The sequence below is a fragment of the Actinosynnema sp. NPDC037264 genome (genome assembly GCF_055603705.1).
In genome coordinates this window covers 64,317-86,895 of record NZ_JBVJVK010000034.1, presented here as the reverse complement: position 1 = coordinate 86,895, position 22,579 = coordinate 64,317, and the positions used below count along the sequence as shown (strand labels likewise).

Here is a 22,579-nt window from a genome sequence, read left to right as displayed (position 1 = left end):
CTTCCCTCCCCCCTCCCCCCCCCCCCCCCCCCCCCCCCCCCCCCCCCCCCCCCCCCCCCCCCCCCCCCCCCCCCCCCCCCCCCCCCCCCCCCCCCCCCCCCCCCCCCCCCCCCCCCCCCCCCCCCCCCCCCCCCCCCCCCCCCCCCCGTGTCAGCAGGTCACAGGTCGGCGAAGCACGCCTGTGGCGACCAACCCCGGGTGCCGTCGTTGGCGATCAGCCGGACCCAGCCGTTGCCGTTGGACACGCCGCACGCGGTGTACCGGCGACCGAGGTCGTAACCCTCGTAGCAGCGGACCACATCACCCGCTCGGACGGTGCCGATGACCCGAAAGCTATCCCAGCCGCTGTAGACGTTCGCGCCGTACGTCGCGACCATGTAGCCGTTGGGGCAGTGCGCCAAGGCGGCCGGCGTGACGGAGGAACCGCTGTCCACGGCCGAAACCGCGCGGTCCGCTTCCACCGTCGACCACCCGGCCGACGGGCCCGCCGCGGCGCTCGCGGGGGCGGCCGCGGAGATCCCGGCGACCACCGCGAGGAACAGCATCACCAGCGTCCGGGTCAGGACGTTCATCTTCCTCATCGTGCCCCTCTCGTTGCCCTCTGTCGGGGTGCCGCCGTGGTCCGGGCGACCGGGAGTCATCGTCGAGGGCCTTTCGTGTGAATTACCCGCGATTTCCCACAATGCGCTGGTCAGGGGCGGTATGTGTGCGGCTGCCTGCTACGCCTTGGTCTCGAAGGCGCCCGTCACGGCACCAGTGCCGCGACCGGCCGCACCAGCGGCGAGTTGGTGATCTCTCGACCAAAAACGGCCATCTTCTGTGACACTTTGACGTGCCAAGTCCACTGACCCCGCGAGAAGGGACCATCTGTGTCCGGAATGCTCAGCAGGCGTAGGGCACTCGCCCTCGGTGGTGGCGTCGCGCTCGGCGCCCTGGCCGCCGGTGCGGGAACAGCCACCGCGGCGACCGGATGGATCCGGCTGCCGATCATCACGGCCAACATCGGCCGCGACAACCTGGGCGCGCGCGAGGCGGCGATCGACGCCGTCTGCAACGCGGACCCCCTCGTGCGGCCGCTGGTCGGCTGGCAGGAGATCAACGAGGGCGACACCGGTGAGCCCGCGATGATCGACCACTATTTCGGCCCGCTGTACAACAACGCGTTCCTGCGTCACGACACGTCGTTCCGGGTCCCGATCTCGATCCCGCAGCCGTGGCAGGTGGCGAGTTCGAGGACGACGTTCGTGCACGGTGGCATCAGCGGGGTGACGCCGCCCCGCTGGATCAACGAGGTCGTGGTGCGTCACCAGAACCACCCCGCGCTCGAGTTCGCGCTGATCAACTCGCACTACATCGCCAACGCCTACAACGGTGACCAGCGCACCGACCTGCGCGACGAGTGGAACAAGCACAAGAACATCCACGCCGAGCGCGTGCTCGCCCACCACCAAGCGGGTCGCCTGGTCTTCTGGACCGCGGACACCAACAACCCGAACTACTTCAAGGCAACCAGCCTGGACGCCGAGCGCCGGTGCTTCAGCACCGGAATCGACCGCATCAACTGGCTGGCCGGCGACGGCACCGTCCAGGAGCAGTTCATCGACACCAAGACGGTGGACATGCGGGTGGACGGCCACGACGCCCGGGTCGCGGTCTTCCAGGTCCGCCTGCCCTGACACGAACGCGTGCCGGGCGGGTGTCGCCCCCGCCCGGCACGCGTTCGTCTTCGGGCACATTCACGCAGGTTCGAACACCTCACCCCGGTTGCGGGACGAGACGGCGGACGCCATGGAGATCACGGCGTCCGCCGTGGACTCAGCGGCGGACGCAGACGGTGGTGGTGCCGTCGCCGTTCCAGTCCCCGACAACCGGGATGTCACCGCCCACGCCGTAGCGGAAGCGATGGGTGGCGTCGCCCGCGGAGTTGGCGTTACGCAGGTAGGAGTGGTCGGTGCTGGGGTGGTAGACGCCGATGGTGTCGGAGCCTGTGCCGCTCGAAATGTCATCGCCGCCGGTAGAGCGAGGGCGCCGTCGTCTTCGGGAGCATGGCCGGTGATCGTGTCCCTGCTATACAAGGTGACCCGGAAGCGGCTGTCCGTCCCGGCGTCGCTGCAACGCAGCCAAGCGGCGGAGGACGCTGAACTGCTCGTGCTGCGCCACGAGAACGCCGTACTCCGTCGGCAACTCGCCGGTCCAGTCCGCTACGTGCCCGCGGACCGCCCTGGTTCGCTGCCCTGTCCGCACTGGTGAATCGCCGCCGGTGGCGAGAGGTCTTCCCGGTCACGCAGGGCACCCTGCTCGCCTGGCACCGCAAACTCATAACCCACAAGTGGGACTACGCCGCGCGCCGACGCACCGGACGCCCACCAACCTCTGAATCCCGGGCGACCGACTGCGGTGACCCATTAACCGAGATGACCCGCTCACGTCACGCCACGGTCCTGCCACCGGTGCGCGACACGAGGTCACGACGGCGCGCCGTCACCACGTCAGGTCGGGCACGAGGGCGGCCACGCGGTCCAGGTCCTCGTCGTCGAGCGGCCTCAGGTGGGCGAGTGCGTTTCGCGTGTCCCTCAGGCAGAACAGCAGCTCCCTGTCGGAGCGGGACAGCCTGACCCGGGAGGTGGACACCGCCCACGCCATCGCGCCGAGTTCCAAGGTGACGCGACCGCCCCCCTCCTCGACGCCGGGTGCTCCGCTGCGGAACTCCCGGCCCAGCTCGGCGAGGATGGCTGTGCTCGCCCTTGAGCGGACCGTCTGCTCGAGCCGTGCCCGACAGCTGTCGACGAGCGGCATCAGCGCCCGGTTCTGCCCCCTCCACACGAGGTTGTCCAGGTCGACCGCGGAGCCGATCGCCCCGCGCACCGCAGGACTGATCCGGAGCTGCCCGTCCCAGAGTTCCAGGGCACCGGCGTTCCACGCGGGCCTCAGCTCCTCGGCCGGTCGCCCGCCACCGCCGCGCCGTCGCCGGGCGGCGTCCGGCGCGAGATCGTCCTGCGCGTGCGCGAAAGCGGCGATCCGCTCGCGGAGCGTGCTCCGGCGACCGTCCCACGACGACGCCAGCCCCTCCGCGAGCAGAAGGTCGGGACCGGCCACCTCGACGATCACCTCCACCGCCACGAGTTCCCGCACGTCGATCCGATGCGAGTGCCCCCGCGGTGCGACTCGGGGTCGGGTTGCCGCGGTGACCACCGCCGTGTCGAGCCGGTCGCACGCGCTCCACCACCAGTGCACCCTGGTCGTCACCGGGTCGACCTTGTCGAGCAGGCGGGACGGCAGGTCACTCGGCCTGGCCGCGACAAGCACCCTCGTGCGGTCCTCAGGTGGCACACCGTGTTCTTTCGAGGAAGCGGTCAGCCTGGTGAACACCGAACCGCTCCTGCTCGACCGACTCGAGTTGACAGGCCGAAGATAGGTCGTCAATCAGGGACCACTTCGCAACCAGTCCCTGGACGATCCGCTCGGCGACCAGCGGGCGGGGTCCACGTTGTCCGGCTCACGGTGACCTACGCTCCCACAGCGTCCGCGCAGCATCCTCTCATGGTCCCCAGCCCGATCACATGAACGATAACTTCACCCGGTGGAGCGAACAACGAGGAAGATACGACCGCAGAGGTCAGCTCGTGTACCTGCGAGCGATCTGCGCGAACTCATATACGGCGGCTTCCAGGGCGTCGGCCATCTTCATCACTGACTCCGGCGCCCTATCCGGGTTGAACTTGCCATCGTCCTCTTGCACGAAACGCATCTCCCGGAGCTTCCGCTCCGCCTCGCGCAGCGCTTTCGCTGCGTTGATGAGTTTCTGCGGGCCACTCAGGTGCATCACCGCGACAGCCTGCCGCAACTCGTTGCGGGCCTCTCTGCACTTCTCCATCCACTCGTCCAAGTCCTTGCCGGTGATGCCACGGCGGTGAGCGCGGTTGAGAGCGAGCAGCCGAGTACGGGACGTCATAGTGGTCTCGACGAGCCGGGCACAACGCTCCGCCCGATCCTGTCGAACACGTGCGCGCCGGGCAGCACGGAGCTTGTACGGCTCCAGCGCGCCACCAACCACAACACCAAGTAGTCCTGCGAAACCCGCGACCAAGGCGGGGGCGACGGTATTCAACATAGTTGGACTGTCTCTCAGGGCACCGCGCTCGTTACCAACGTGCGGCAGTAAGCGTCCACCACCCCAAGCCCTGCGCCGATGGGGGCTTCGTGGTGGTCCCGCGGTCCGGGGCCTGTCCCGGAGTGCGGTGGTGGGCGAAGAAGGGCAGTGCGGCGGGTGAGTCGGGGTGCATGCCGCGCTGAGGTCGAGCCAGGCTGCTCGCCGTCCCGGCGTGCAGGTCCATTGACAGGCGCATGGGCTGGTCGATGGCAGAGCCAGGTCGCTGCGGCAGGGCACGGCGACCGGGCTATCGCCGCGGTCTGCCGGGCTCAGGCCGCTCACCGACGGAACGCGCCTTGTCATCCGACCAGGCGGTGCACACGGTGCAGAACGTCCTCAAGGAACTTCGGGGACGCTGAGGTGATGCAGCGGGCGGCGATGAGGTAGAGCAGGGCGTTCTTCTTGTTGCCGGTCGCGAGCCCGGCTTCGACAACTTGGTCGAGCCAGCCGGGCCATTGCGCTTCGAGCAGCGGTTCGAGGGTATCTTCGAGGACCGCGCAGCGTGCGTGCGCGGCGGTCTCCGGGAAGTCTTCCTCCTCGTCGGCCTCCAGGTAGGCCAGCATCCTACGGTTGTCGGCCGCGTCCTTAAAGGCCTGCATGGTGATGTCCTGCTCGATCACCCGTTCCTGCGCATCCGCGCGCTGTTGCCTTTGTTGCCGTCGAATACGGCGTAACAAGGGACGCCCAGCTCGGACAGGATGGCGTGCGCGAGCATGACGCCGTGCTTGCCGCCCATGTCGACGACGGTGATGCCTCTGCTTAGCAGCGAAGTCACCGTGGATTCCTCGGCGAGCCCTTCCAGCACCGCTTTGTCACTGGTGCCCTCGACCAGCAAGGCGGCGTTGGAGAACAACGCCTCGGAGAGCTTGGTGGCGGCGACCGCGTCGAGCTGTGACCGGACGTTGTGGTGATAACCGGACAGTCGCTTCTCCACCTCCGGGATGGACGTGAACCTGTGCCGCTCGAAAAGTCATCGCTGCTGGTAGAGCGGGGTGTCGCCGCGTTGAGGCCATGTCCGGGTGATCGTGTCCCTGCTGTACAAGGTGACCCGGAAGTTGCTGTCCGTCCCGTCGGTGCTGCTGCGCGGCGAGGCAGCGAAGGACGCCGGGCTGCTCGTGCCGCGGCACGAGAACGCGGTCCTTCGTCGGCAACTCGCAGGCCCGGTCCGCTACGAGCCCGCGGACCGATTCTGGTTCGCCGCTCTGGCCTGTGGGGTTCCACAACTCTGCATCTGAGCGCTGAGCTGCGGTGATCGCACATCATGAGCCGTAGAGGCAGGATCGCGAGGTGTGGTGCTACGACTGCTGTACCTGATCTTCGTCCGGCTCGTGGCTGGCTGGTTCTGCTCGGCCGGTCATCGGCGGCCAAAGACGTGGAGCTGCTGGTACTGCGGCACGAAGTCGCCGTACTACGCCGCACCAACCCCCGCCCGCGACTGGAGTGGGCCGATCGCGCGGTGCTCGCCGCCCTGGTGCGCCGACTCCCCCAGATGCTGCGCGAGCACCGTTTAGTGACACCGGGCACCATCCTTCGATGGCACCGGCGCCTGGTCACGAAGAAGTGGACCTACCCCCACCGCACCGGCCGCGCACCGGTCGACGACACCGTCGTGGCGTTGATCGAGCGTATGGCCCGGGAGAACACCGGCTGGGGCTACCGCAGGATCCAAGGTGAGCTGCTCAAGCTCGGCCACCGGGTAGCCGCCTCAACGGTTCGCCGCGTGCTCAAGCGCCTGCGAATACCACCCGCGCCCCAGCGCGACACCGACACCTCCTGGCGACGATTCCTCCGCGCACAGGCCGCGAGCATGTTGGCCTGCGACTTCTTCCACGTCGACTGCGCCGTCACCCTCAAACGCGTGTACGTCTTCTTCGTGATCGAAGTCGCCACCCGCTACGTCCACATCCTCCGCACCACCACCAACCCCGATGGTCCTTGGACCACCCAGCAGGCCCGCAACCTGCTGATGGACCTGACCGATCGGGCCGACGACTTCCGGTTCCTCATCCGGGACCGGGCCGGCCAGTTCACCACCTCGTTCGACGCTGTCCTCTCCGGCGCAGGCATCAAGGTCGTGAAAATCCCACCACGCTGCCCGAGAGCCAACGCCCACGCCGAACGGTTCATCGGCACCATCAGACGCGAAGCCACCGACCGACTACTCATCATCAACGAACACCACCTGCGAACGGTCCTGGACCGCTACACAGCCCACTACAACCACCGCCGACCCCACCAGGCGCTACAGCTCGCACCACCGCGACCGGACCAGCCGATCACGGAGCCGCGCTGCACCTCGATACGTCGCCGACCAGTCCTCGGCGGCCTCATCAACGAGTACGAACCCACAGCCGCCTAACCGCAGGTCAGGCCATGTGCCTGACTTTTGGTACCCCACAGGCGCGCTGCACGAACTGCACGGCAAGCTCCACCTCGGCCCGCCCAAGACACCCGCCAGTGTCCGCACCGTGCACCTGCCCACATTCCTCGCCGAACTGCTGGCGGAACTGCGCTGCGAGAAACCCACCGCGCGGTTCGTGTTCACCGGACAGGACGGCGGACTGCACCGGCGCTCCAACTTCCGCCGCCGGGTCTGGCTACCCGCCGTGCGGGGCGACTCGACCCTGGGACAGCCGCCGATCAAGCCGCACATGCACTTCCACGACCTGCGCCACACCCACAAGACCTGGATGATCGAAGACGGCGTCCCCGAGGTCCTGCAACACAAGAGGATCGGACACAAGTTCCGCGGCGTCATGGGCGTCTACTCCCACGTCACCCGCCCGATGATCGACGCCATGCTCGCCGGACTCCAAGCCCGCTGGGAGCAATATGGGAGCAAAACCCTGTGACCTCTTCGGAGCAGCAAATGTAGTCAAGATCTTTTGCTCCCATTTTGCTCCCACGAACGATCAACGGCCCGCAGACGAAGATCGTCTACGAGCCGTTGACCAGGTAAAACACACTGTGGGCGATACTGGGATCGAACCAGTGACCTCTTCGGTGTGAACGAAGCGCTCTCCCGCTGAGCTAAACGCCCGTATTCAGTTCTCACACCCGCTCTCGCGGTGTGGCCATAGCTTACAACATCATCCCCGCGAACCAAAAATCGGGCTCTCCAACCAGGCCCACTCGAGCCCGAACCAGCCACCTACCAGCGCGAACACCCCGAGCAGCCAGCACGTCACGACCACCACGAGGCCGGTGCCGGCCAGCACGAGGCCCTTCACCAAGAGGTTCTGCCGCCGCAACCACGCGACCCACGCGTCGTAGTAGCGCTTGGCGAACCTCAGCACCCGGCCCGCCCACTCGAACTCGGTGGCCAGGATCGCCAGCCCGGCGAAGACGACCAACCAGCCCGGCCCCGGGTACGGGATCATCAGCACGCCCGCGACCAGCACCAAGCCACCCACCACGCCGACACCGATGCGGTAGGTCATGTTCAGCGTGGGGTTGCGGCGGAACCAGCGGAGGTGCTGAGCGCCGTTGTCGGTGTCTTCGCGCTGTTCTGTGCTCATGCCCACATCATCGCTCATTCGTCGCTCACGCGGGGCCTACCTGGCCCGATGCCAATACGCTCGACGGCCGCGCGGGCGCCGTGCGGCCTTCTTCCAACGAGATCCCGAAGCCGTTGTGCCGGTGCGCGTCCGGCGACCAAGCCAGAAGTCGCACGTCGGCATCGCTCACCGTGACGTCGAATGTGGCCAACGCCACAGGCTCCGGCGCGCTGGTCCCCCACACCACGTAGATCTGCCGCGTCACGTCGTTGGCCGGCAGATCCGTCGGCACGATCGCGGCGGCGTCGTCGGCGGACAGCAGCACGGCCACCGCGTCACCCGACTCGTCCTGCAGCACGGCCCGGCTCGCATCCGGGTCGGCCACGATCCGCAGCGCGCGCTCCAACTGCCCGGCCCGCACGTCCTGCTGGGCGACCTGGTCGTTCAGCTGGCCGAACCGGACGCCCGCGACACCGATCCCGGCCACCACGACCAACGCCGCCGCGGCCAGGAGCAGCTTGCGCCCCGACCCGCCGGACCGGTCAGGTCGCCGTGATCCGAGCGGAACCGGCTCCTCCGCCACGCGCACCTGAGGTGTGTTCTCGATCGCATCCATCAGACGCGTCCGCAGGCGCTCCGGCGGGTCGTACTGGCGGACCGACCCGCCCAACGCGGCCGTCACCTCGTGAGTGGCGCGAATCGTCTCCTGGCACCGCGCGCATCCCGGCACGTGGGCCCGAATCAACGCTTCCTCGCCCGGCTCGAGCGCGTGCATCGCGTAACCGACCGCGAGCTCCTCCTCAGGGCACCGGTCGTCGTCCCGGTTCACCGTTGTGCTCCCGTCGTCCTGCCCGGCGCGTCGCCGCCGGTCTCGCCCGCCCACACCGAGCGCAGTGCCGTGCGCAGCCCGCGGATGGCGGCGAACGTGCGCGATTTCACCGTGCCGAGGGGTATGCCGGTCAACGCCGCGACCTCGATCTGCGTGTAGCCGCCCAGGTAGGCCAGCGCGAGCACCTGCCTCTGGTCTTCGGGAAGCCGTTGCAGCGCCTCACGCACCTCGGCGCCCACCACAGCGGTCAACGCGGCCTGGTCCGCGCCTTCCGCCGGTGTGACGTTGAGCTCAGAGGTCTCGTCGGCCAAGGGGACACTTCGTCTACGCTGGGTGTTCTCGCGACGGACCGCGTCAACCGCGCGGTGGTGCACGACGGTCATCAGCCACGTGCCGAACCCGCCGCGTGAGCGGTCGTAGGCCGCGGGGTTGCGCCAGAGGGCCAGGAACGCCTCTTGGACGACGTCCTCGGCCAGGCCCGGATCGACACAGATCCGCCGGGCGAGCGAATACGCCGGTTTCCCGTACCGGTCGTAGAGTTCACCGAACGCCGTGCGGTCACCCACCGTCACCCGCGCGGCGAGTTCCACGTCGGTGGGACGTCGCAGGTCCGGGTCGCGTCGCGGCGGGGGTGAGTCAGCCACCAGAGAGGTCCTCACGTCCAACATTCGCGCAACAGCCGGTACCGGGTTCAGGTTAAACCCAGCAAGATGGGAGCAGCCTGGCCCAGTGGACACGGAACGCATCGAGGTGGTAGCCCAGTGGAGTTGCATGGCCCCAATCGGGTGATAAACCATCGAGAGTCGAGCGTTCCTCGCCACATATACGTCACAAGTAGAGAACTCGGTCGTTCCATTGGCCGGGAAGGGAGAAGAGGGTAACGACGATGCGCAACGACCACGTGACACTCCGCTCAACAGCGGTCTTCGACCTGCTGGCGCCGAGGACCCCGGCCGTCCCGGTGCAGGTGGAGCTTCGCTATGACACGAAAGACCCGTACGCGGTAGTCGCCGCGTTCCGAACCGGCCGTGCCGGCTGGGTGGAGTGGGTCTTCGCCCGCGACCTGCTCGCCGACGGCCTGATCGCCGACGCGGGGGACGGCGACGTCCGAATCCGCCCGGCCGCCGACGACCCCGAGGTCGTGGTGATCGAACTGAGCTCGCCGTCCGGCCACGCCATGTTCGAGGCCTCGGCCCAGGAACTGGCCGACTTCCTCGACCGGACCTACGACGTCGTCGTGCCCGGGAACGAGCACCTGTGGGTCGACGTCGACGAGGCCCTGACCCACCTGATCTCCAACGACCTGACGTAAAAGCGCAGGTAGCGGGCCCGCGAGGCGGTCAAGGACCCCCCGATTTGATCCCGCTGCGGTGCATGTAATAAAGTTCCTCTCGCACCGAGGAAGACCGGAACGACAAGCCCCAAAAGGGAAAAGTTCCAAGTAATCCACGGGGCATGCGGATGTAGCGCAGTTGGTAGCGCATCACCTTGCCAAGGTGAGGGTCGCGAGTTCGAGTCTCGTCATCCGCTCGGCAGAGGGCCCCTTGGGCTCAGGCCTGACTCCTGGGTGCTAGCCTTCAGGAATCACGGCGGAGTGGCCGAGTGGCTTAGGCAAGGGCCTGCAAAGCCCTGTACACGGGTTCGATTCCCGTCTCCGCCTCGGACGATTAGCTCAGCGGGAGAGCACTACCTTGACACGGTAGGGGTCACTGGTTCAATCCCAGTATCGTCCACTAGCTATACATGCAGGTCAGAAGCCCGGTCCTCGATCTTGAGGCCGGGCTTCTTGCGTTCCGAGCAAGATCAAAGGAGACGAATCGGAGACGATCTTCTCCCTGGGTAGTGCTCGTAGGTCAGCGGCGGTGGCCCTCAGGTGCGGGAACCATCCGATGATTGTGGCCAGCTCGTCGTCCCGGAGCGCCAGCAGCGATCCGAGCCACCGGGCTTCGAGGCCGTTGATCAGCTGAGCCTTCATGACGCTGGTCACATGGTCGTAGACCCGGGCGATGCCCTTCATCTTCTGCCCGAGTCTCGCCCGGCGTGCGACCTGCGGCACCCCGTCCTCGACCATCCAGGTCGCGTGCGTGTGCCGGCCCTCTTGAAAGGTGATCCACGGCAGGATCGCCGGAACGTGACCGCGAGCACCCGGTTGGTCGGACTTGCGTCCGTCCCACGCCGGCCGCCAGAACCGCTGCCGAAAGTTCGCCCGGCGCAGCAGCGTCCCCTCGGGCGAGGTGAACACGAACGACCCGCGATGGCTGTCGAGCAGTGTCTCGTAGAACACAGCGATGCTCGGCGGCAACGCGATCGGCCTCGTCCCCGCCGGAGTTTTCGTCCTCCCCCGCTTGCCCTTCGTACGGCGAGGCGTGGCATGGCCTACATCCGGCCTGGACGTGGGCCGGTCGTGCGACACCTCGGCACCGGCCTTGAGCAGCTTCCCGTTGACCTCTTTCAGGGGGTACCGGATGGTGATCGCCCGCTCGGCCTCGTCGTACTCGTGCCGCTCCTGGCCGACGAGTTCACTCCACCGGCCTCCGGTGTAGAAGTCGAGCAGACAGAGAGTGAAACCCGACAGTCCCATCTCCGACTCGTACAACCTCATCGCCGCGCGCAGCACCTGCACCGGCGTGGCCAACAGCCGCTCGTTCTCGAACTCACCGCCGGTGACCCTGACGCCGTAACACGGGTTGGCCGGGATGATCTTCGCCCGCACCCCGGCGTTGAGGATCGTCGAGAAGGTGGCAAAGATCGAGGCGATGCTCGACTCGGCGTACTCCTCGTCGTGCAACCTCGACAGCCACCGCTCGATCTCGACATAGCCGTTGAAGACGCCGATCATGGGCCACAGACGCCACTGCGGCAGCAGATGGTTGTCCATGTAGGACCGGTACTTAACCCTGGTGTTGGGTTCAAGACGCGGCGAGACCGCCTCGTACCACTCCTCGGCGAACTCACCGAACGGCGTCTCCGCGTCCCTCGGATCGATCCACATGTTCCGACGGATCAACGCCTCTTGCTCAGCGCCCCACTCCTTCGCGGCCTTCTCCGAGGAGAAGCCCGCCTTGCTACCCCAGGTGCCGTCCGGCCGCTTGTACCGGCATCGCCACCCGTTAGGGCCGTTCGACTCTTGTTCCCCGTATGCCACGTAGTGCTCCCGTTCCTTGATCAGACGATGTTCAGGCGCCTGCGCTGTGGCTTCTCCGACTGCTGGGTAAGCCGCAGGATCGCGCTGATGTCGTTGCGGGAGAACCGGTAGTGCTTGCCGAACCGGTGATGCGGCAGCGCCCCGGCGGCGGCCTGGTCCTTGAGCGTCCGAGGTGAGAGCTGGAGCAACTCCCCCAACTGCTCGGCCGTCAGCAACGCGTCGGGATCGGTAGGAACCCGCTCGGTCCACGCGCGCGCGAGCGTCGTCAACGCGGCGAGGCACTCGACGACCTCGTCCGACAGGACGACACGCACCAACCCACCGGAATCAGCGGACTCCATGCCTCACCCCCGCAACGATCAGCACGACGCCCACGGCATGGCCGCGGGCCGCCGACGAAAAGTAGCGCCCTCTACCCCGAACGGCCGATACCTCGATCGTGTCCGCCATCGCCATCATGCAGCCGCTGCGGTGTCGACCGACGGGCCGGACCGACAAGACCACGGCGAGCAGCCGTCGGGGTCGGCGTCATCCGACGGATCGGCGGTGAGCAGTTGGAGGTGTCGTGTGTGCTTGGCCGGAGCATCGAGGTCGACCTGGTCCAGCGGGACGCAGGATCGGTGCAGGAAGTACTGCCCGCGGAGAGGCTGGCCTTGGGCGGTGGCGCGTGGGTGGCCGTGGCGGATGGCTTGGTCGAACTCGACTGCCTCGGTCCAGCCGTCCGGGTCGTGGTCGCGGATCCAGCGCCAGCCGGCGTTGCCGTGGAACGGGCAGCCGACGCATGCTGATTTCACCGTGTCGGCGAATCCGCGCTCGGCGAGGTAGTCGAGGCAGGCCTGCCGGTCGAGGCCGAGTTCGATCAGCGGGAACACGTTCCGGAGGAATCGCAGTCCTGAGTCTTTGGCGCGGGTGAACTCGTCCGTGCTGATACCGATCGCCTGTTCGGCGTACACGCCGCGCGGCACACGTTTGGGGTGCGGGTATCCCAGTAGTTCGCGGGCGGCTTTTTTCAGTGGTGTGATCTTGTATTCGTTGGTGCATTGCCTTCGTGCGAGGCCGCGTGATCCGTCGGGGTTGAGCGTGTGCAGCGGCATGGAAACGAATCGGTGCGCGGGGTCGAGTGCGTCGGTGCGGATGTTGCCCGCGGAGACCGTGAGTACCGGGATGCCCTTGGATTCGGCGATGGCGCGGAGCCGGTCCAGGTTGGCGTAGACCGCTCGCGGCTCCCAGCCGGTGTCGGCGAAGAGCGCGTAGTCGAACCGCGGGATGGCACCGTCGCAGGCGAGTAGGAGGACGGTGGTGCTCTGTACGCCCGCGCCGAGCGACAAGAGACGGAGTGTCGGCGTTGACGCGAACGTTCGAGTCGGACGTGTCATGCGGCTTGCACCTCATCTTCGTTCGCGATGTCGGTGGTGACGAGGTCGGCCAGCATGAGGTGTATGGCGTATGCCGCTTGTTGTGGCACGACGCCGTTTCCGAGTGCGCGGAGTTGTGCGACGCGCTTGAGGGAAAGGTCGGTAACCCAGCCTTCGGGCAGGCCCATCAGCCATTCCACCAGGCGGGGTGCCAGCATGGGGCGGCCGTGTTTTCCCTGCTCGGTGGGGCCGGGAACGATCCTGCCTAGGGTCGATTCCCATCGTGAAATGGCTGCCGCATAGTCGCCCCAGGTGTCGTCGGTAGTCGGAGAATGGTCGAGGACAGGGTCAGGTCGCCTTTCGAGCCGCGTTGACGTGGCGATCCGCTGACGCCTTCGGTTGCGCGTGGTGTCGGGAGAAGGCGGAGGACCTGCTGGCTCAGCAGCGGACGGAACCCGGCGCTCGACTTCTGGGTGGTGCCCCGGTCGGTCGCTCTCGGAGTTGGTAGGAGCCGGACCGCGATGGCCAACGGCATCCCCATGCCGTTCCCGTTGATTCCTCTGGTCTTGTGGGTCGCCTGACGGGCAAGCCAGCTGGAGGGTGATTCGCCGTCGTTGGGGTTGCTGCTCGCCGGCGTGGGCAGCAGGCGGACGGCGTCGGTCAGCGAGGCGTCCGATGGTCGTCGGTTCGGGTTGGGTTGCCGGTGGGTTAGTCGCGCGGAGGCGCGTGCGTCGCTGGCGGTCGGTGTAGGCAGCAGCCGGAGCACGACCTCGATCGGCTGCGGTGTCGTGGTGGGTGATGAACCGGGTGCCGTGGGGGAAGGCGAGGATGAAGACGCGTTCGCGACGGTGTGGCGCGCCGACGTCGGAGGCGCGAACGCTTGTCCAGTTCGCGTCATACCCGATGTCGGCCAGGTCGCCGAGTACGACGCCGAGGCCGCCGTTGCGCCAGCGCAACGCCGCGACGTTTTCCACGACGACGAGCGCCGGTCGTAGATGGCGAACGGCGTGGGCGACGTGCCGCCAGATGCCACTGCGGGCTCCCTTCCGGATGCCGAGGCGCTTGCCGGCGGCGCTGATGTCCTGGCACGGGAAGCCCGCGGTGATGATGTCGACCTTTTCGACCTGGTCCCAGTCGACGGTGGTGATGTCGCCGAGGTTCGGGACGCCTGGTGCGCGGGCGGCGAGGATGGTGCGGACGTGCGGGTCGGGGTCGGCGACCCAGGCGACGCGTCCGCCGCCGAAGGCGGCGAGCACGCCGAGGTCCAGGCCGCCGTAACCGGTGCACAGCGAGCCGATGACGAGTTCGCGGTTGAGGTCTGGTGTCGGCGGGCGGCCTGGTTGTGTGGTCATGCCGCTCGCCTCCCGACTCGGTCGGCGAGGTCGTCGGGTACGGCACGGGTCGCCGGGGCTTTCGGTGGCGGCCTGTCGAGTGCGGCGGAGGCTGGCTCGGTGTCGGCGGCTCGTTGGAAGACGAGTACTTCGTGGTGGGCCGTGAGTGCGACGGGGACGCCCGCTGAGTAGGGGCAGGCCGCGCGGCGTTCGGTGAACGTGGCGTGGGTGATCAGCCGGTCGCCGCGTAGTTCGGCGGTCAGGGCGACGCACCGGTCGACCGCGACCAGGCCCGCGCGGGTGCCGGCGGTGATCAGCCGGGTGATGACGTCGACCAGGGTTCCGTCGGGGTGCCGTTGAGGGCGGGCGACGATGACCACATGACCGCTGGGGCGTAGCAGCGGGCGGCAGTAGTGCAGCGTCGTGGCGAGACCGTTGGCGGCGATGTCGAGGTCGCGGTCCGGACCGGGTTCGGCGGCGACGCGCAGGGAGGTCAGGACGAGTGCGACTCGGCCCGCCAGTCCGGCGGCGCGGGCGGTGGCCAAGTCCTGGGGTTCGACGTCGAGTACCGAGCCGTCGTGGTGGGCGCCGTCGTGTTTGGCGGCGGTGATGTTGGCGCGGGCGATGGTCCACCGGTGGGGATCGGTGGTCAGGCCGAGGGTGTGTCGACCGGCGCGTAGGGCTTCGGTGAGGACGGTGCCGGTGCCGCAGTCCGGGTCCAGGACGAGGTCGTCGGGGCGGGTGTAGGTGGTGATCGCGTGGGCGGCGATGGCGGGCGGGATGTGGTCCGGGTCGGTGTCGGTGCCGGATACGCAGCCGCTGTCGCGAAGCTGGGTGGCGTGATCGCGTTGGCCGGTCAGCCAGACCGACAGCGGGCGCATTGTCTTTCCTGCCGGGTGCTCACGCATCGGAGGTCTCCGTGCCGCTGATGACGTCGACAAGGCCGGTGCGGCGGGTGAAGACGAAGAGGTCGGCGTAGGCGTAGACGTGTGGGTCGGCGACGGCGTGGAGCAGGGTGATGCGGTCGAGGTAGGACAGGCCCGCGTGGTGTGCGGCGTGTTGGAGCTGGCCTGCCGGGTCGGTGAATCGTCCGGCGGATCGCTCACCGTCGGTGATGACGGCCAGGATGCCGCCGGGGTGGAGAAGAGCGGCCTGATCGGTGGGCCGGAGTCGATCGAGGGTCTGCGGTCCCGCGGCGGTGATGATCAGGTCGAAGCGGTCCGGTTCCGGTCCCGGCGGTGGGCCCGTGTGGTGGTCGGCCGGGTCCAGAGGCGGTCCGGCGGTCCGGGTCTGGACGGCGCGGCCGAGTCGGGTCACGGTCCGGGCGGCTTCGAGCAGTCCGCCGTAGGGGTCGAGCGCGGACCGGGTCAGGACCGCCGGGGAAGATCGCACGGCCGTCGGCTGCGCGTCGGGTGTCGCAGCGAGCAGCAGGACGCGTTGACCGGGCCGGGTGTACGTGGTGACGATCTTGATGACGGCCGTGAGCAGCCAGGTGGTGATCGGGCCGGTGCCGTCCGCGAAGTCGGAGTGGGTGCAGAGCCAGACGGTGGCCGGCCAACGCCGGTGTAGGCGGTGCGATGCCGGACGCCGAACGCCCGCTCGTCGAGTTAAGGGCTGTGGAAGTGGGCAAGGCCCTCGACGTGTGTCACGTCGTGGCCGGGGGTGGCGGTTGTGGGGCATCCGCGGTGTCCTCCGAACGGCATGGCTCCGAGTGCTGACACCTCGGAATCCCGTTTCCCGGAGAGCTTTTGGACAATGCCTTCGACGGCAACCTCCCCCGCCCGGACAGGCGCATGAGACTTCGCCAGTTGCGCAGGCGCAAGATTTTTACAGTTTCAGGGCCGATACGCGGAGCTCCGACCACGGCAGCCCTTCAGGGGTCCGAAGACCGACTAGGCCAGCACTAGACCGTGACCGTCTGCGCAGCTCAACCCCTACTACGGCGAGTCAAGGAAGGATGGTTATCGATCTTCATCGAGCCGGGTCGGCTGGCGTTGATTAGTAGTGATCTAGCAGCTTCGACAGGGCGAGGTAGTTACGTTCTGGTTGTTGTCTAGCTTTTTCGTAGTAGTTGTTGCGGCTTGCTGTCTGCGTCGTTGTTGGCCTCATGCAGCAGGAGTCGTGTCATGACTGCTCAGTCGTCTCATCGCCGTGGTGTCGGCGATGCTGGTGTGAACTGCTTGGACATCGCGCAGGAAGCGTTCGGATGGTTGGTCACCGGGCCGGATCCGGTTTCGGTGGACGGCCGGGAGTTTCCCGGTTTGCCGGATCGACGTGTTCCGCTCGACGAGGTCCGTGATCTGTTGTTGGCCAGGCAGTGCTCCCAGGTCACGAAGGACGCGGTGTGGACGCACCTGGTCGTGCGTTCCCGTGTCGAAGGTGCGACCTGGACCGTGGCCGCGGTCGGGGTGGCCCTGCCGGCGTTGACGTCGGTGGCGGCGACGTTGTCGACGTGCTTCACGGTCGGGGACGCCGACATCCACGCCGAGGTGCTGCGCGGGTTCCTCGACGCCGTGGCGACGGTGGACCTGGGACGTCCGCGGATCATGCTCCGGCTGCGGTGGTCGGCCTACCGGTCCGGATATCGGGCACGGTCAGAGGCGTTGGACGGACCGACGCCGGTCGCACCGGGGTTCCGGTCCGCCGCTCCGCGTCCGCCGTGGGGTCACCCGGACCTGGTGCTCGCACGGACGGTGGCGGCAGGAGTCCTGACCCCGATCGAGGCGGACCTCATCGGGGCGACCCGGCTGGAGCGAGAGCCGGTCGCGGACTGGGCGGCACGGCGGCAGGTCGGCACATGGGCGGCCTACAAGACACGCAAGCGGGCTGAGTTGCGGTTGCTGGCGTACCTGCGCGAGGAGGCGGTCGACGCCGACCCGACCGACCCGTTGGTGGACGAGGTGGCCGCGTCGATGGCGCTGTCAGGACCCAACGCCCGGACAGGGAAGCACGGGCGATCACTGTCCGTGTCAGGTTCCGCTGATCGTCGCGAAGCTGAGGTCCGGGGTGGTGTGTCCAAAACGGAGCCGGAAGACGGGGTTCCGGGGTGCGGGGAAGACCCGCGTTCCACCGCATCCTCGGAGGTGCCGCGATGCGCCTGATTGATCGTTGTCCAGCCGTGGCGGATCGGCGGCCGGGTTCGAGGTCGCCTGCCGCCGCCCGCAGTGCTCCGATGACTCGCCGAGGCCGTCGGCCCGACGGGCGGCGGTCCTGGGTGTGGCCGGTGGTGCTCCTGGTGGCGCCTGTGGCCCTGGTGTCGACCGCGTCGGCGGCGGGTGCGGAGACCGTGCAGGTGCTCGCGCAGGCCACCTCGGTCGACCAGGTCCTGACCAACATCAGGAACTGGATCATGGGGATCCTGGCGGGTCTGACGGTGGTGTTCCTGACCGTCGGTTTCGTCCGCTACATCTTCGCCGGCGGGGATCCCGGCGAGTTGCAGAAGGCCAGGACCGCGTGGAAGTCGGCCGGGTGGGGGTTCGGCGGCGCGGCCCTCGCTCCGCTGATCGTGGAGATCTTCAAGGGCATCGTGGGGTTGGGGTCCTGATGGCCGCCACCAACGCCCGCCGTCGTCGGCAGGTCGAGCGCGGCGGCTTGGTGCTCGTGATCGGCTTGGTGGTGCTGACCGGCATGCTGGCGGTCGCGGCGTCAGCCCAACCCAGCACGTCGAGCCCGTCCGATCCGTGTGCGGGTCCTGGACCGTATCCGGTGCCGTGCTCACCACCCCTGACGACGGCCGCGACGCCGTCGACCGTGGTGCCGTCGAATCCGTGCCTCACCCCACAGCCCGGTCAACCTCGGCCGCCGGAGTGTCTACCGCCCGTGACGACCGCCCCGATCCCGCCGACGAACACCGCGCCGGAGCCTCCGGAGTGCGGGATTCTCAACCCGAGCGCGTGTGTCGGGGAGGGCATCGCCGGGTTCCTGCACCTGCTGGTCGGCGAGTCGCTCAACGTGCTGCTCGGTTGGCTCGGCACCAGCCTGTTGTCCACGCCGACACCGGCGGATCTGCCGCGGGTCGGGGAGTTGTGGGAACGGTCGCGGCTGGTCGTGGTGGCGGTCTACTCGCTGGTGGTGATGCTGGCCGGGCTTCTGGTGATGGGGCACGAGACCGTGCAGGCCCGCTACTCGATCCGCGACATCGCGCCGCGTGTTGTGGTCGGGTTCCTGGCCGCCAACCTCAGCCTGCTCGTCGGCGACCACGCCATCCGGCTGGCCAACGCGGCCAGCCTGGCCGTGCTCGGTGACGGGCTCGATCCACAGACCTCGGCCAAGGCGGTCACGGAGCTGTTCGTCGGTCTGGTGGCCAACTCACTCGTCACGGGCGGGTTGTTCGCCGGGGTGTTGTCGGTGGTGCTCACCGTCCTGCTGGTCGCGTTGCTGGTCGGCTACATCGTGCGGGTCGCGCTCACCGTGATCCTGCTGGCCGGGGCGCCGCTGGCGCTGATGTGGCACGGACTGCCCCAGACCGAAGGGCTGGCGCACTGGTTCTGGCGCGCCGGCGCCGGAGTGCTGGGCATCCAGGTCGGCCAGAGCCTCGCGCTGATCTGCGCCCTGAAGGTCTTCCTCGAGCCCGGCGGGTTCCACTTCTTCGGCGCCCCGACCGCCGACGGGCTGGTCAACCTCATCGTCCTGATCTCGTTGGTGTGGATCCTGGTGAAGATCCCCGGTTGGGTGATGCGGCAGGTCCAGATCGGCGGCGGACGCCGCTCGTTCGTCGGCGGGCTCGCGCACGCGTTCGTCTTCGGCAAGGCGATGGGCCTGCTCGGCGGCCGAGGTGTGGGTGCCCGCGCCACGTCCACGGCGGCCGGTCACGGTGTCCGCGCGCCGCACGGGCGTGACCCGGCATGGCCCACGCCGGTACCGGAGTGGGGCGGTGTGGGCGGTGTGTTCACGCCCGAGGCGATCGGGCGTCGCCTCAACGCGCAGCGCGTGCAGGAACTGGCGCGGCGACGTGCGGTGTCGGGCCAGCAGCACCTGCGCTTCCTCCAGCCCGCACCCCAAGCACCTACTCACGACCTCGCCAGCTGGAACCCCGCGGGCAGTACGACCGTGCCTGAATTCCGTGCCGCGGACGACGGCACGTCAACCAGCGCGGAGCCGCCGTCTCGCCCGGTCGGACGGCCGAGTGCACCCGCGTTCAGCTCCACCGGCGATAAGCGCCGTGTCACCACTGTGTCCCGTATCCGTACTGCGGAAGTGCCGCCGCAACTGCAGTTCCAACCGGCCGTGGTCGAGCCGCCGGCACGGCCGGTTCGAGCCGCCGTGCCGCCCGCAGCACCGGTGTTCCAGCCGGTTGCGCCGGACACCGGCGCGCACGGGCGACGGGCCCGGACTCACACCCCGGCGCCGGTGCTGTTCCGGCCACCGCAGCCTCCGGCTGGAGGTGGGTCATGAGCCAGCCCGTTCGAATCCCGGCCGATGTCGACCGCGAGGACCGGGTCCTCGCGAACCTCACCGCACGCCAGCTGCTCATCCTCACCGTCACCGCGGTGGTGCTGTACGGGGGCTACTCCGCCTCGAAGGCACTGGTCCCGCTCGTGGTGTTCCTCGTCGTGGCGATCCCGATCGGGGTGACCGCCGCCGTCCTGGCGTTGGGTCAGCGTGACGGGATCAGCCTCGATCGCGTGGCCCTCGCGGCGCTGCGGCAGCGGCTGAGCCCACGGCACCGCGTCGCCGCCCCAGACGGGATCCGCCCGGCGCCGGACTGGCTGACACACCGGATCACCGACGACACCGCAGCGGGGGGGTCCCCGGCGCCGCTGCGCCTACCGGCGGACGCCGTCACCGATGCCGGTGTCGTGGACCTCGGAACCGACGGCGTCGCGATGGTCGCCGTGTGCTCCACGGTCAACTTCGCGCTGCGCACAGCCGCCGAGCAGGAGTCCCTGGTCGGATCGTTCGGCCGATACCTGCACAGCCTGACCGCACCGGTCCAGGTGCTGGTGCGCGCGGAGCGGCTGGACCTGTCCGGGCAGATCGCCGAGCTACGCGAGCAGGCCGGCGGGCTGCCGCATCCGGCGTTGGAGGCCGCCGCCCGGGAACACGCCGACTACCTCCTCCAACTCGCCGGCAGCACCGAACTGCTGCGCCGCCAAGTCCTGCTGATCCTCCGCGAACCCGTGCACGCCACGGCGCCCACCGACGGACTCGGCGGCCCGTCACCCTGGGCCGCGCTGACGGCCAGGCGCAGGGCGGGCAAGCAGATCGGCGATTCCGTCCGGCGTGCCGCCGAAGTCCGCCTGGTACGCCGCCTGGGTGAGGCGGTCGAGCTGCTGTCCCCCGCCGGGCTCGTGGTCACCCCGCTGGACGGCGGGCAGGCCACCAGCGTGCTGGCTGCGGCCTGCAACCCCGATTCCCTACTCGCACCCGCCGCCGGGCTCGCGGGCTCCGACGAGGTCATCACCACGGCACCGGACGAGGACGTCGACGGGAGGTACGGGTCGTGAGCCGCCGTCACCGCGCGTCCCACCCGGCGGGTGGAGCGGGAGCTTTCACCCCGGACGCGATCGCGGTGCATCCCCGCGCGCTGGAGGTGGGTGGCGAGTGGGTCTCGACCTTCGCCGTCGTCGGCTACCCGCGCGAGGTGCACCCCGGCTGGCTACAACCGCTGCTTACCTACCCGGGCCGTGTCGACCTCTCGCTGCACGTGGAGCCGGTCGACCCGATCACCGCCGCGGCGCGGTTGAAGAAGCAACTGGCCAGGTTCGAAAGCGGACGACGCCACACCAGCGAGCATGGCCGGCTGCTCGACCCGCAGGTCGAGGCCGCCACCGAGGACGCCTACGACCTGTCCGCCCGAGTCGCCCGCGGCGAGGGCAAGCTCTACCGCCTCGGCCTCTACCTGACCGTCCACGCACCCACCCAGGACACCCTCGCCGACGAGGTCGCGGCCGTCCGGTCACTGGCCGCGTCACTGCTGCTCGACGCCAAGCCCACCACCTACCGCAGCCTTCAGGGATGGGTCACCTGCCTGCCGATGGGGCTGGACCTCGTCGGCCTGCGCAGGACGTTCGACACCGCCGCGCTCTCGGCCGCGTTCCCGTTCACCTCCCCGGACCTGCCGCCTCCCGACCCGACCTCGGTCGGCGCACCCAGCGGCGTGCTCTACGGCTTCAACGTCGGCAGCCAGAGCCTCGTGCACCACGACCGGTTCGCCCTCGACAACCACAACTCGGTCATCCTCGGCCGCTCCGGGGCGGGCAAGTCCTACCTGGTCAAACTCGAACTGCTGCGCAGCCTGTACCGGGGCATCGAGATCCACGTCGTCGACCCCGAGGACGAATACGCCCGGCTCGCCACCGCCGTCGGTGGCACCTACGTCCACCTCGGCGCCCAGCACGTCCGTCTCAACCCGCTCGACCTGCCGATCCACACCCGTTCCGACGGTCGCCGCACCGCACCCCGCGACGCGCTGCTTCGCCGGTCGCTGTTCCTGCACACCGTCGTCGCAGTACTGCTCGGCGGCGACCTGTCAGCGCCCCAGCGCTCCGCCCTCGACCGCGCGATCACCGCCACCTACCAGCGGGCCGGGATCACCGCCGACCCACGGACCTGGACCCGCCCCGCGCCCCTGCTCGCTGACCTCGCCGACGTTCTCGCCGGCACCCCCGACCCGACCGCGGTCGAGCTGGCAGCGCGGCTGCACCCCTACGTCCAGGGCGCGTTCTCCGCGTTGTTCTCCGGCGCGACCACGACCCGCCCGGAAGGTCACCTGGTCGTGTACTCGCTGCGAGACCTGGCCGACGAGCTCAAGCCGATCGGCACGCTGCTCACCCTGGACGCGGTGTGGCGGCAGGTCAGCAACCCAGCCATCCGCCGTCCCCGGCTGGTGGTCGTCGACGAGGCCTGGCTGCTGATGAGACAACCGGCCGGAGCGGACTTCCTGTTCCGCATGGCCAAAGCAGGCCGGAAGCACTGGGCCGGTCTCACCGTCGCCACCCAGGACACCGCCGACGTCCTCGGCTCCGACCTGGGCAAAGCCGTCATCGCCAACGCCGCCACCCAGATCCTGCTCCGCCAAGCCCCACAAGCGATCGACGAGATCACCCGCACCTTCACCCTGTCCCAAGGCGAACGCCAGTTCCTGCTCTCCGCCGACCGCGGCCAAGGCCTGCTCTCCACCGGCACCCAGCGCGTGGCGTTCCAGGCCATCGCCTCCCCCACCGAACACCACCTCGTCACCTCCGACCCCGCTGAACTCGCCACCCACCCCGCCGACGAACCGGATGCGGAGCGTTCGTTCGTCGAACTCGATGCCGCCTGACGCCGTGGA

Annotated in this window: 25 protein-coding genes and 4 tRNA genes; 14 read left to right on the top strand and 15 right to left on the bottom strand. The window is 68.7% G+C overall.

Features of this window, described 5'->3' with window-relative positions; genetic code table 11:
* Positions 1 to 158 precede the first annotated feature (158 nt).
* Positions 159 to 572 (bottom strand): SH3 domain-containing protein, encoded by a 414-nt coding sequence (locus ACZ7GX_RS29955; protein ID WP_498781469.1) that lies wholly within the window; start codon positions 570 to 572, stop codon positions 159 to 161.
* Between the two features lie 306 nt (positions 573 to 878).
* On the opposite strand from ACZ7GX_RS29955, the gene ACZ7GX_RS29950 reads away from it, so the two are divergent.
* Entirely contained in the window at positions 879 to 1,676 is a 798-nt protein-coding gene (locus tag ACZ7GX_RS29950; RefSeq protein WP_498781477.1) for a hypothetical protein, read from the top strand.
* Between the two features lie 376 nt (positions 1,677 to 2,052).
* Positions 2,053 to 2,250, top strand: coding sequence for an integrase (locus ACZ7GX_RS29945; RefSeq protein WP_498781467.1), 198 nt, complete (start codon positions 2,053 to 2,055; stop codon positions 2,248 to 2,250).
* Between the two features lie 231 nt (positions 2,251 to 2,481).
* Here ACZ7GX_RS29945 and ACZ7GX_RS29940 read toward each other — a convergent pair whose 3' ends face one another.
* The 4 genes from ACZ7GX_RS29940 to ACZ7GX_RS29925 form a co-directional block, all read right to left on the bottom strand.
* Entirely contained in the window at positions 2,482 to 3,330 is an 849-nt protein-coding gene (locus ACZ7GX_RS29940) for a hypothetical protein (protein ID WP_498781465.1), read from the bottom strand.
* A 286-nt stretch (positions 3,331 to 3,616) separates the two neighbouring features.
* On the bottom strand, positions 3,617 to 4,111 hold the full coding sequence (locus ACZ7GX_RS29935) for a hypothetical protein (protein WP_498781464.1): 495 nt from the start codon (positions 4,109 to 4,111) through the stop codon (positions 3,617 to 3,619).
* Positions 4,112 to 4,449: 338 nt separating this feature from the next.
* Positions 4,450 to 4,770, bottom strand: a complete 321-nt coding sequence (locus ACZ7GX_RS29930; RefSeq protein ID WP_498781463.1) for a hypothetical protein — start codon at positions 4,768 to 4,770, stop codon at positions 4,450 to 4,452.
* Positions 4,767 to 5,084, bottom strand: a complete 318-nt coding sequence (locus ACZ7GX_RS29925; RefSeq protein WP_498781461.1) for a TOPRIM nucleotidyl transferase/hydrolase domain-containing protein — start codon at positions 5,082 to 5,084, stop codon at positions 4,767 to 4,769. The genes ACZ7GX_RS29930 and ACZ7GX_RS29925 overlap by 4 nt, the downstream gene beginning before the upstream one ends.
* A gap of 85 nt (positions 5,085 to 5,169) precedes the next feature.
* On the opposite strand from ACZ7GX_RS29925, the gene ACZ7GX_RS29920 reads away from it, so the two are divergent.
* From ACZ7GX_RS29920 to ACZ7GX_RS29910, 3 genes are all read left to right on the top strand, one after another.
* Complete coding sequence (locus tag ACZ7GX_RS29920) at positions 5,170 to 5,385, top strand: integrase (RefSeq protein ID WP_498781460.1); 216 nt, start codon at positions 5,170 to 5,172, stop codon at positions 5,383 to 5,385.
* A gap of 137 nt (positions 5,386 to 5,522) precedes the next feature.
* On the top strand, positions 5,523 to 6,509 hold the full coding sequence (locus tag ACZ7GX_RS29915; RefSeq protein ID WP_498781458.1) for an integrase core domain-containing protein: 987 nt from the start codon (positions 5,523 to 5,525) through the stop codon (positions 6,507 to 6,509).
* A gap of 109 nt (positions 6,510 to 6,618) precedes the next feature.
* Positions 6,619 to 7,002, top strand: coding sequence for a tyrosine-type recombinase/integrase (locus ACZ7GX_RS29910; protein ID WP_498781456.1), 384 nt, complete (start codon positions 6,619 to 6,621; stop codon positions 7,000 to 7,002).
* A gap of 116 nt (positions 7,003 to 7,118) precedes the next feature.
* Here the strand turns inward: ACZ7GX_RS29910 and ACZ7GX_RS29905 are convergent.
* The 4 genes from ACZ7GX_RS29905 to ACZ7GX_RS29890 all read right to left on the bottom strand — a co-directional run bounded on the left by ACZ7GX_RS29905 (position 7,119) and on the right by ACZ7GX_RS29890 (position 9,120).
* Positions 7,119 to 7,190: transfer RNA gene (locus ACZ7GX_RS29905), tRNA-Val, on the bottom strand.
* Between the two features lie 49 nt (positions 7,191 to 7,239).
* Complete coding sequence (locus ACZ7GX_RS29900) at positions 7,240 to 7,668, bottom strand: TIGR02611 family protein (RefSeq protein ID WP_498781454.1); 429 nt, start codon at positions 7,666 to 7,668, stop codon at positions 7,240 to 7,242.
* 25 nt (positions 7,669 to 7,693) lie between these two features.
* Positions 7,694 to 8,476 (bottom strand): anti-sigma factor, encoded by a 783-nt coding sequence (locus ACZ7GX_RS29895; protein ID WP_498781452.1) that lies wholly within the window; start codon positions 8,474 to 8,476, stop codon positions 7,694 to 7,696.
* Entirely contained in the window at positions 8,473 to 9,120 is a 648-nt protein-coding gene (locus ACZ7GX_RS29890; protein WP_498781450.1) for an RNA polymerase sigma factor, read from the bottom strand. Before ACZ7GX_RS29890 ends, ACZ7GX_RS29895 begins: the two co-directional genes overlap by 4 nt.
* A 242-nt stretch (positions 9,121 to 9,362) precedes the next feature.
* Between ACZ7GX_RS29890 and ACZ7GX_RS29885 the strand changes: the two genes are divergently transcribed.
* The 4 genes from ACZ7GX_RS29885 (at position 9,363) to ACZ7GX_RS29870 (ending at position 10,209) form a co-directional block, all read left to right on the top strand.
* The gene (locus ACZ7GX_RS29885; RefSeq protein ID WP_073893954.1) at positions 9,363 to 9,788 is read left to right on the top strand and encodes an SsgA family sporulation/cell division regulator; all 426 of its coding nucleotides are present in this window, start codon (positions 9,363 to 9,365) and stop codon (positions 9,786 to 9,788) included.
* Between the two features lie 145 nt (positions 9,789 to 9,933).
* Positions 9,934 to 10,006 (top strand) — tRNA-Gly (locus tag ACZ7GX_RS29880).
* A 58-nt stretch (positions 10,007 to 10,064) separates the two neighbouring features.
* Positions 10,065 to 10,136: transfer RNA gene (locus ACZ7GX_RS29875), tRNA-Cys, on the top strand.
* A gap of 1 nt (position 10,137) precedes the next feature.
* Positions 10,138 to 10,209 (top strand) — tRNA-Val (locus tag ACZ7GX_RS29870).
* Between the two features lie 17 nt (positions 10,210 to 10,226).
* Here ACZ7GX_RS29870 and ACZ7GX_RS29865 read toward each other — a convergent pair.
* From ACZ7GX_RS29865 to ACZ7GX_RS29840, 6 genes are all read right to left on the bottom strand, one after another.
* Positions 10,227 to 11,468 carry a tyrosine-type recombinase/integrase gene (locus tag ACZ7GX_RS29865; RefSeq protein ID WP_498781476.1) on the bottom strand — a complete coding sequence of 414 codons (1,242 nt, stop codon included), beginning with the start codon at positions 11,466 to 11,468 and terminating at the stop codon, positions 10,227 to 10,229.
* Positions 11,469 to 11,641: 173 nt separating this feature from the next.
* The gene (locus ACZ7GX_RS29860) at positions 11,642 to 11,962 is read right to left on the bottom strand and encodes a helix-turn-helix domain-containing protein (protein WP_498781448.1); all 321 of its coding nucleotides are present in this window, start codon (positions 11,960 to 11,962) and stop codon (positions 11,642 to 11,644) included.
* Positions 11,963 to 12,076: 114 nt separating this feature from the next.
* Positions 12,077 to 12,949 (bottom strand): hypothetical protein, encoded by an 873-nt coding sequence (locus ACZ7GX_RS29855; RefSeq protein ID WP_498781446.1) that lies wholly within the window; start codon positions 12,947 to 12,949, stop codon positions 12,077 to 12,079.
* A 44-nt stretch (positions 12,950 to 12,993) separates the two neighbouring features.
* Positions 12,994 to 14,328: a DNA cytosine methyltransferase gene (locus ACZ7GX_RS29850; protein ID WP_498781444.1), complete on the bottom strand. Its 1,335-nt coding sequence runs from the start codon at positions 14,326 to 14,328 to the stop codon at positions 12,994 to 12,996.
* Entirely contained in the window at positions 14,325 to 15,188 is an 864-nt protein-coding gene (locus tag ACZ7GX_RS29845) for a DNA methyltransferase (protein ID WP_498781442.1), read from the bottom strand. Before ACZ7GX_RS29845 ends, ACZ7GX_RS29850 begins: the two co-directional genes overlap by 4 nt.
* A 19-nt stretch (positions 15,189 to 15,207) precedes the next feature.
* A complete protein-coding gene (locus ACZ7GX_RS29840) occupies positions 15,208 to 15,699 on the bottom strand; it encodes a hypothetical protein (protein WP_498781440.1) in 492 nt (163 codons plus the stop codon).
* A gap of 689 nt (positions 15,700 to 16,388) precedes the next feature.
* Here ACZ7GX_RS29840 and ACZ7GX_RS29835 point away from each other — a divergent pair.
* The 5 genes from ACZ7GX_RS29835 (at position 16,389) to ACZ7GX_RS29815 (ending at position 22,570) form a co-directional block, all read left to right on the top strand.
* Positions 16,389 to 17,408, top strand: coding sequence for a hypothetical protein (locus tag ACZ7GX_RS29835; protein ID WP_498781438.1), 1,020 nt, complete (start codon positions 16,389 to 16,391; stop codon positions 17,406 to 17,408).
* A 134-nt stretch (positions 17,409 to 17,542) separates the two neighbouring features.
* A complete protein-coding gene (locus ACZ7GX_RS29830) occupies positions 17,543 to 17,851 on the top strand; it encodes a hypothetical protein (RefSeq protein ID WP_498781436.1) in 309 nt (102 codons plus the stop codon).
* On the top strand, positions 17,851 to 19,701 hold the full coding sequence (locus ACZ7GX_RS29825; protein ID WP_498781434.1) for a TrbL/VirB6 family protein: 1,851 nt from the start codon (positions 17,851 to 17,853) through the stop codon (positions 19,699 to 19,701). Before ACZ7GX_RS29830 ends, ACZ7GX_RS29825 begins: the two co-directional genes overlap by 1 nt.
* On the top strand, positions 19,698 to 20,753 hold the full coding sequence (locus ACZ7GX_RS29820) for a PrgI family protein (RefSeq protein WP_498781432.1): 1,056 nt from the start codon (positions 19,698 to 19,700) through the stop codon (positions 20,751 to 20,753). The genes ACZ7GX_RS29825 and ACZ7GX_RS29820 overlap by 4 nt, the downstream gene beginning before the upstream one ends.
* Complete coding sequence (locus ACZ7GX_RS29815) at positions 20,750 to 22,570, top strand: VirB4 family type IV secretion system protein (RefSeq protein WP_498781430.1); 1,821 nt, start codon at positions 20,750 to 20,752, stop codon at positions 22,568 to 22,570. Before ACZ7GX_RS29820 ends, ACZ7GX_RS29815 begins: the two co-directional genes overlap by 4 nt.
* The last annotated feature ends 9 nt before the right edge of the window (positions 22,571 to 22,579 follow it).

Bases quoted from the DNA above. Each gene is read 5' to 3' on its own strand.
- ACZ7GX_RS29860 (WP_498781448.1), bottom strand. From the start codon at position 11,962: ATGGAGTCCGCTGATTCCGGTGGGTTGGTGCGTGTCGTCCTGTCGGAC.
- ACZ7GX_RS29845 (WP_498781442.1), bottom strand. From the start codon at position 15,188: ATGCGCCCGCTGTCGGTCTGGCTGACCGGCCAACGCGATCACGCCACC.
- ACZ7GX_RS29885 (WP_073893954.1), top strand. From the start codon at position 9,363: ATGCGCAACGACCACGTGACACTCCGCTCAACAGCGGTCTTCGACCTG.
- ACZ7GX_RS29935 (WP_498781464.1), bottom strand. From the start codon at position 4,111: ATGTTGAATACCGTCGCCCCCGCCTTGGTCGCGGGTTTCGCAGGACTA.
- ACZ7GX_RS29955 (WP_498781469.1), bottom strand. From the start codon at position 572: ATGAACGTCCTGACCCGGACGCTGGTGATGCTGTTCCTCGCGGTGGTC.
- ACZ7GX_RS29825 (WP_498781434.1), top strand. From the start codon at position 17,851: ATGGCCGCCACCAACGCCCGCCGTCGTCGGCAGGTCGAGCGCGGCGGC.
- ACZ7GX_RS29950 (WP_498781477.1), top strand. From the start codon at position 879: ATGCTCAGCAGGCGTAGGGCACTCGCCCTCGGTGGTGGCGTCGCGCTC.
- ACZ7GX_RS29820 (WP_498781432.1), top strand. From the start codon at position 19,698: ATGAGCCAGCCCGTTCGAATCCCGGCCGATGTCGACCGCGAGGACCGG.
- ACZ7GX_RS29900 (WP_498781454.1), bottom strand. From the start codon at position 7,668: ATGAGCACAGAACAGCGCGAAGACACCGACAACGGCGCTCAGCACCTC.
- ACZ7GX_RS29850 (WP_498781444.1), bottom strand. From the start codon at position 14,328: ATGACCACACAACCAGGCCGCCCGCCGACACCAGACCTCAACCGCGAA.
- ACZ7GX_RS29865 (WP_498781476.1), bottom strand. From the start codon at position 11,468: ATGTGGATCGATCCGAGGGACGCGGAGACGCCGTTCGGTGAGTTCGCC.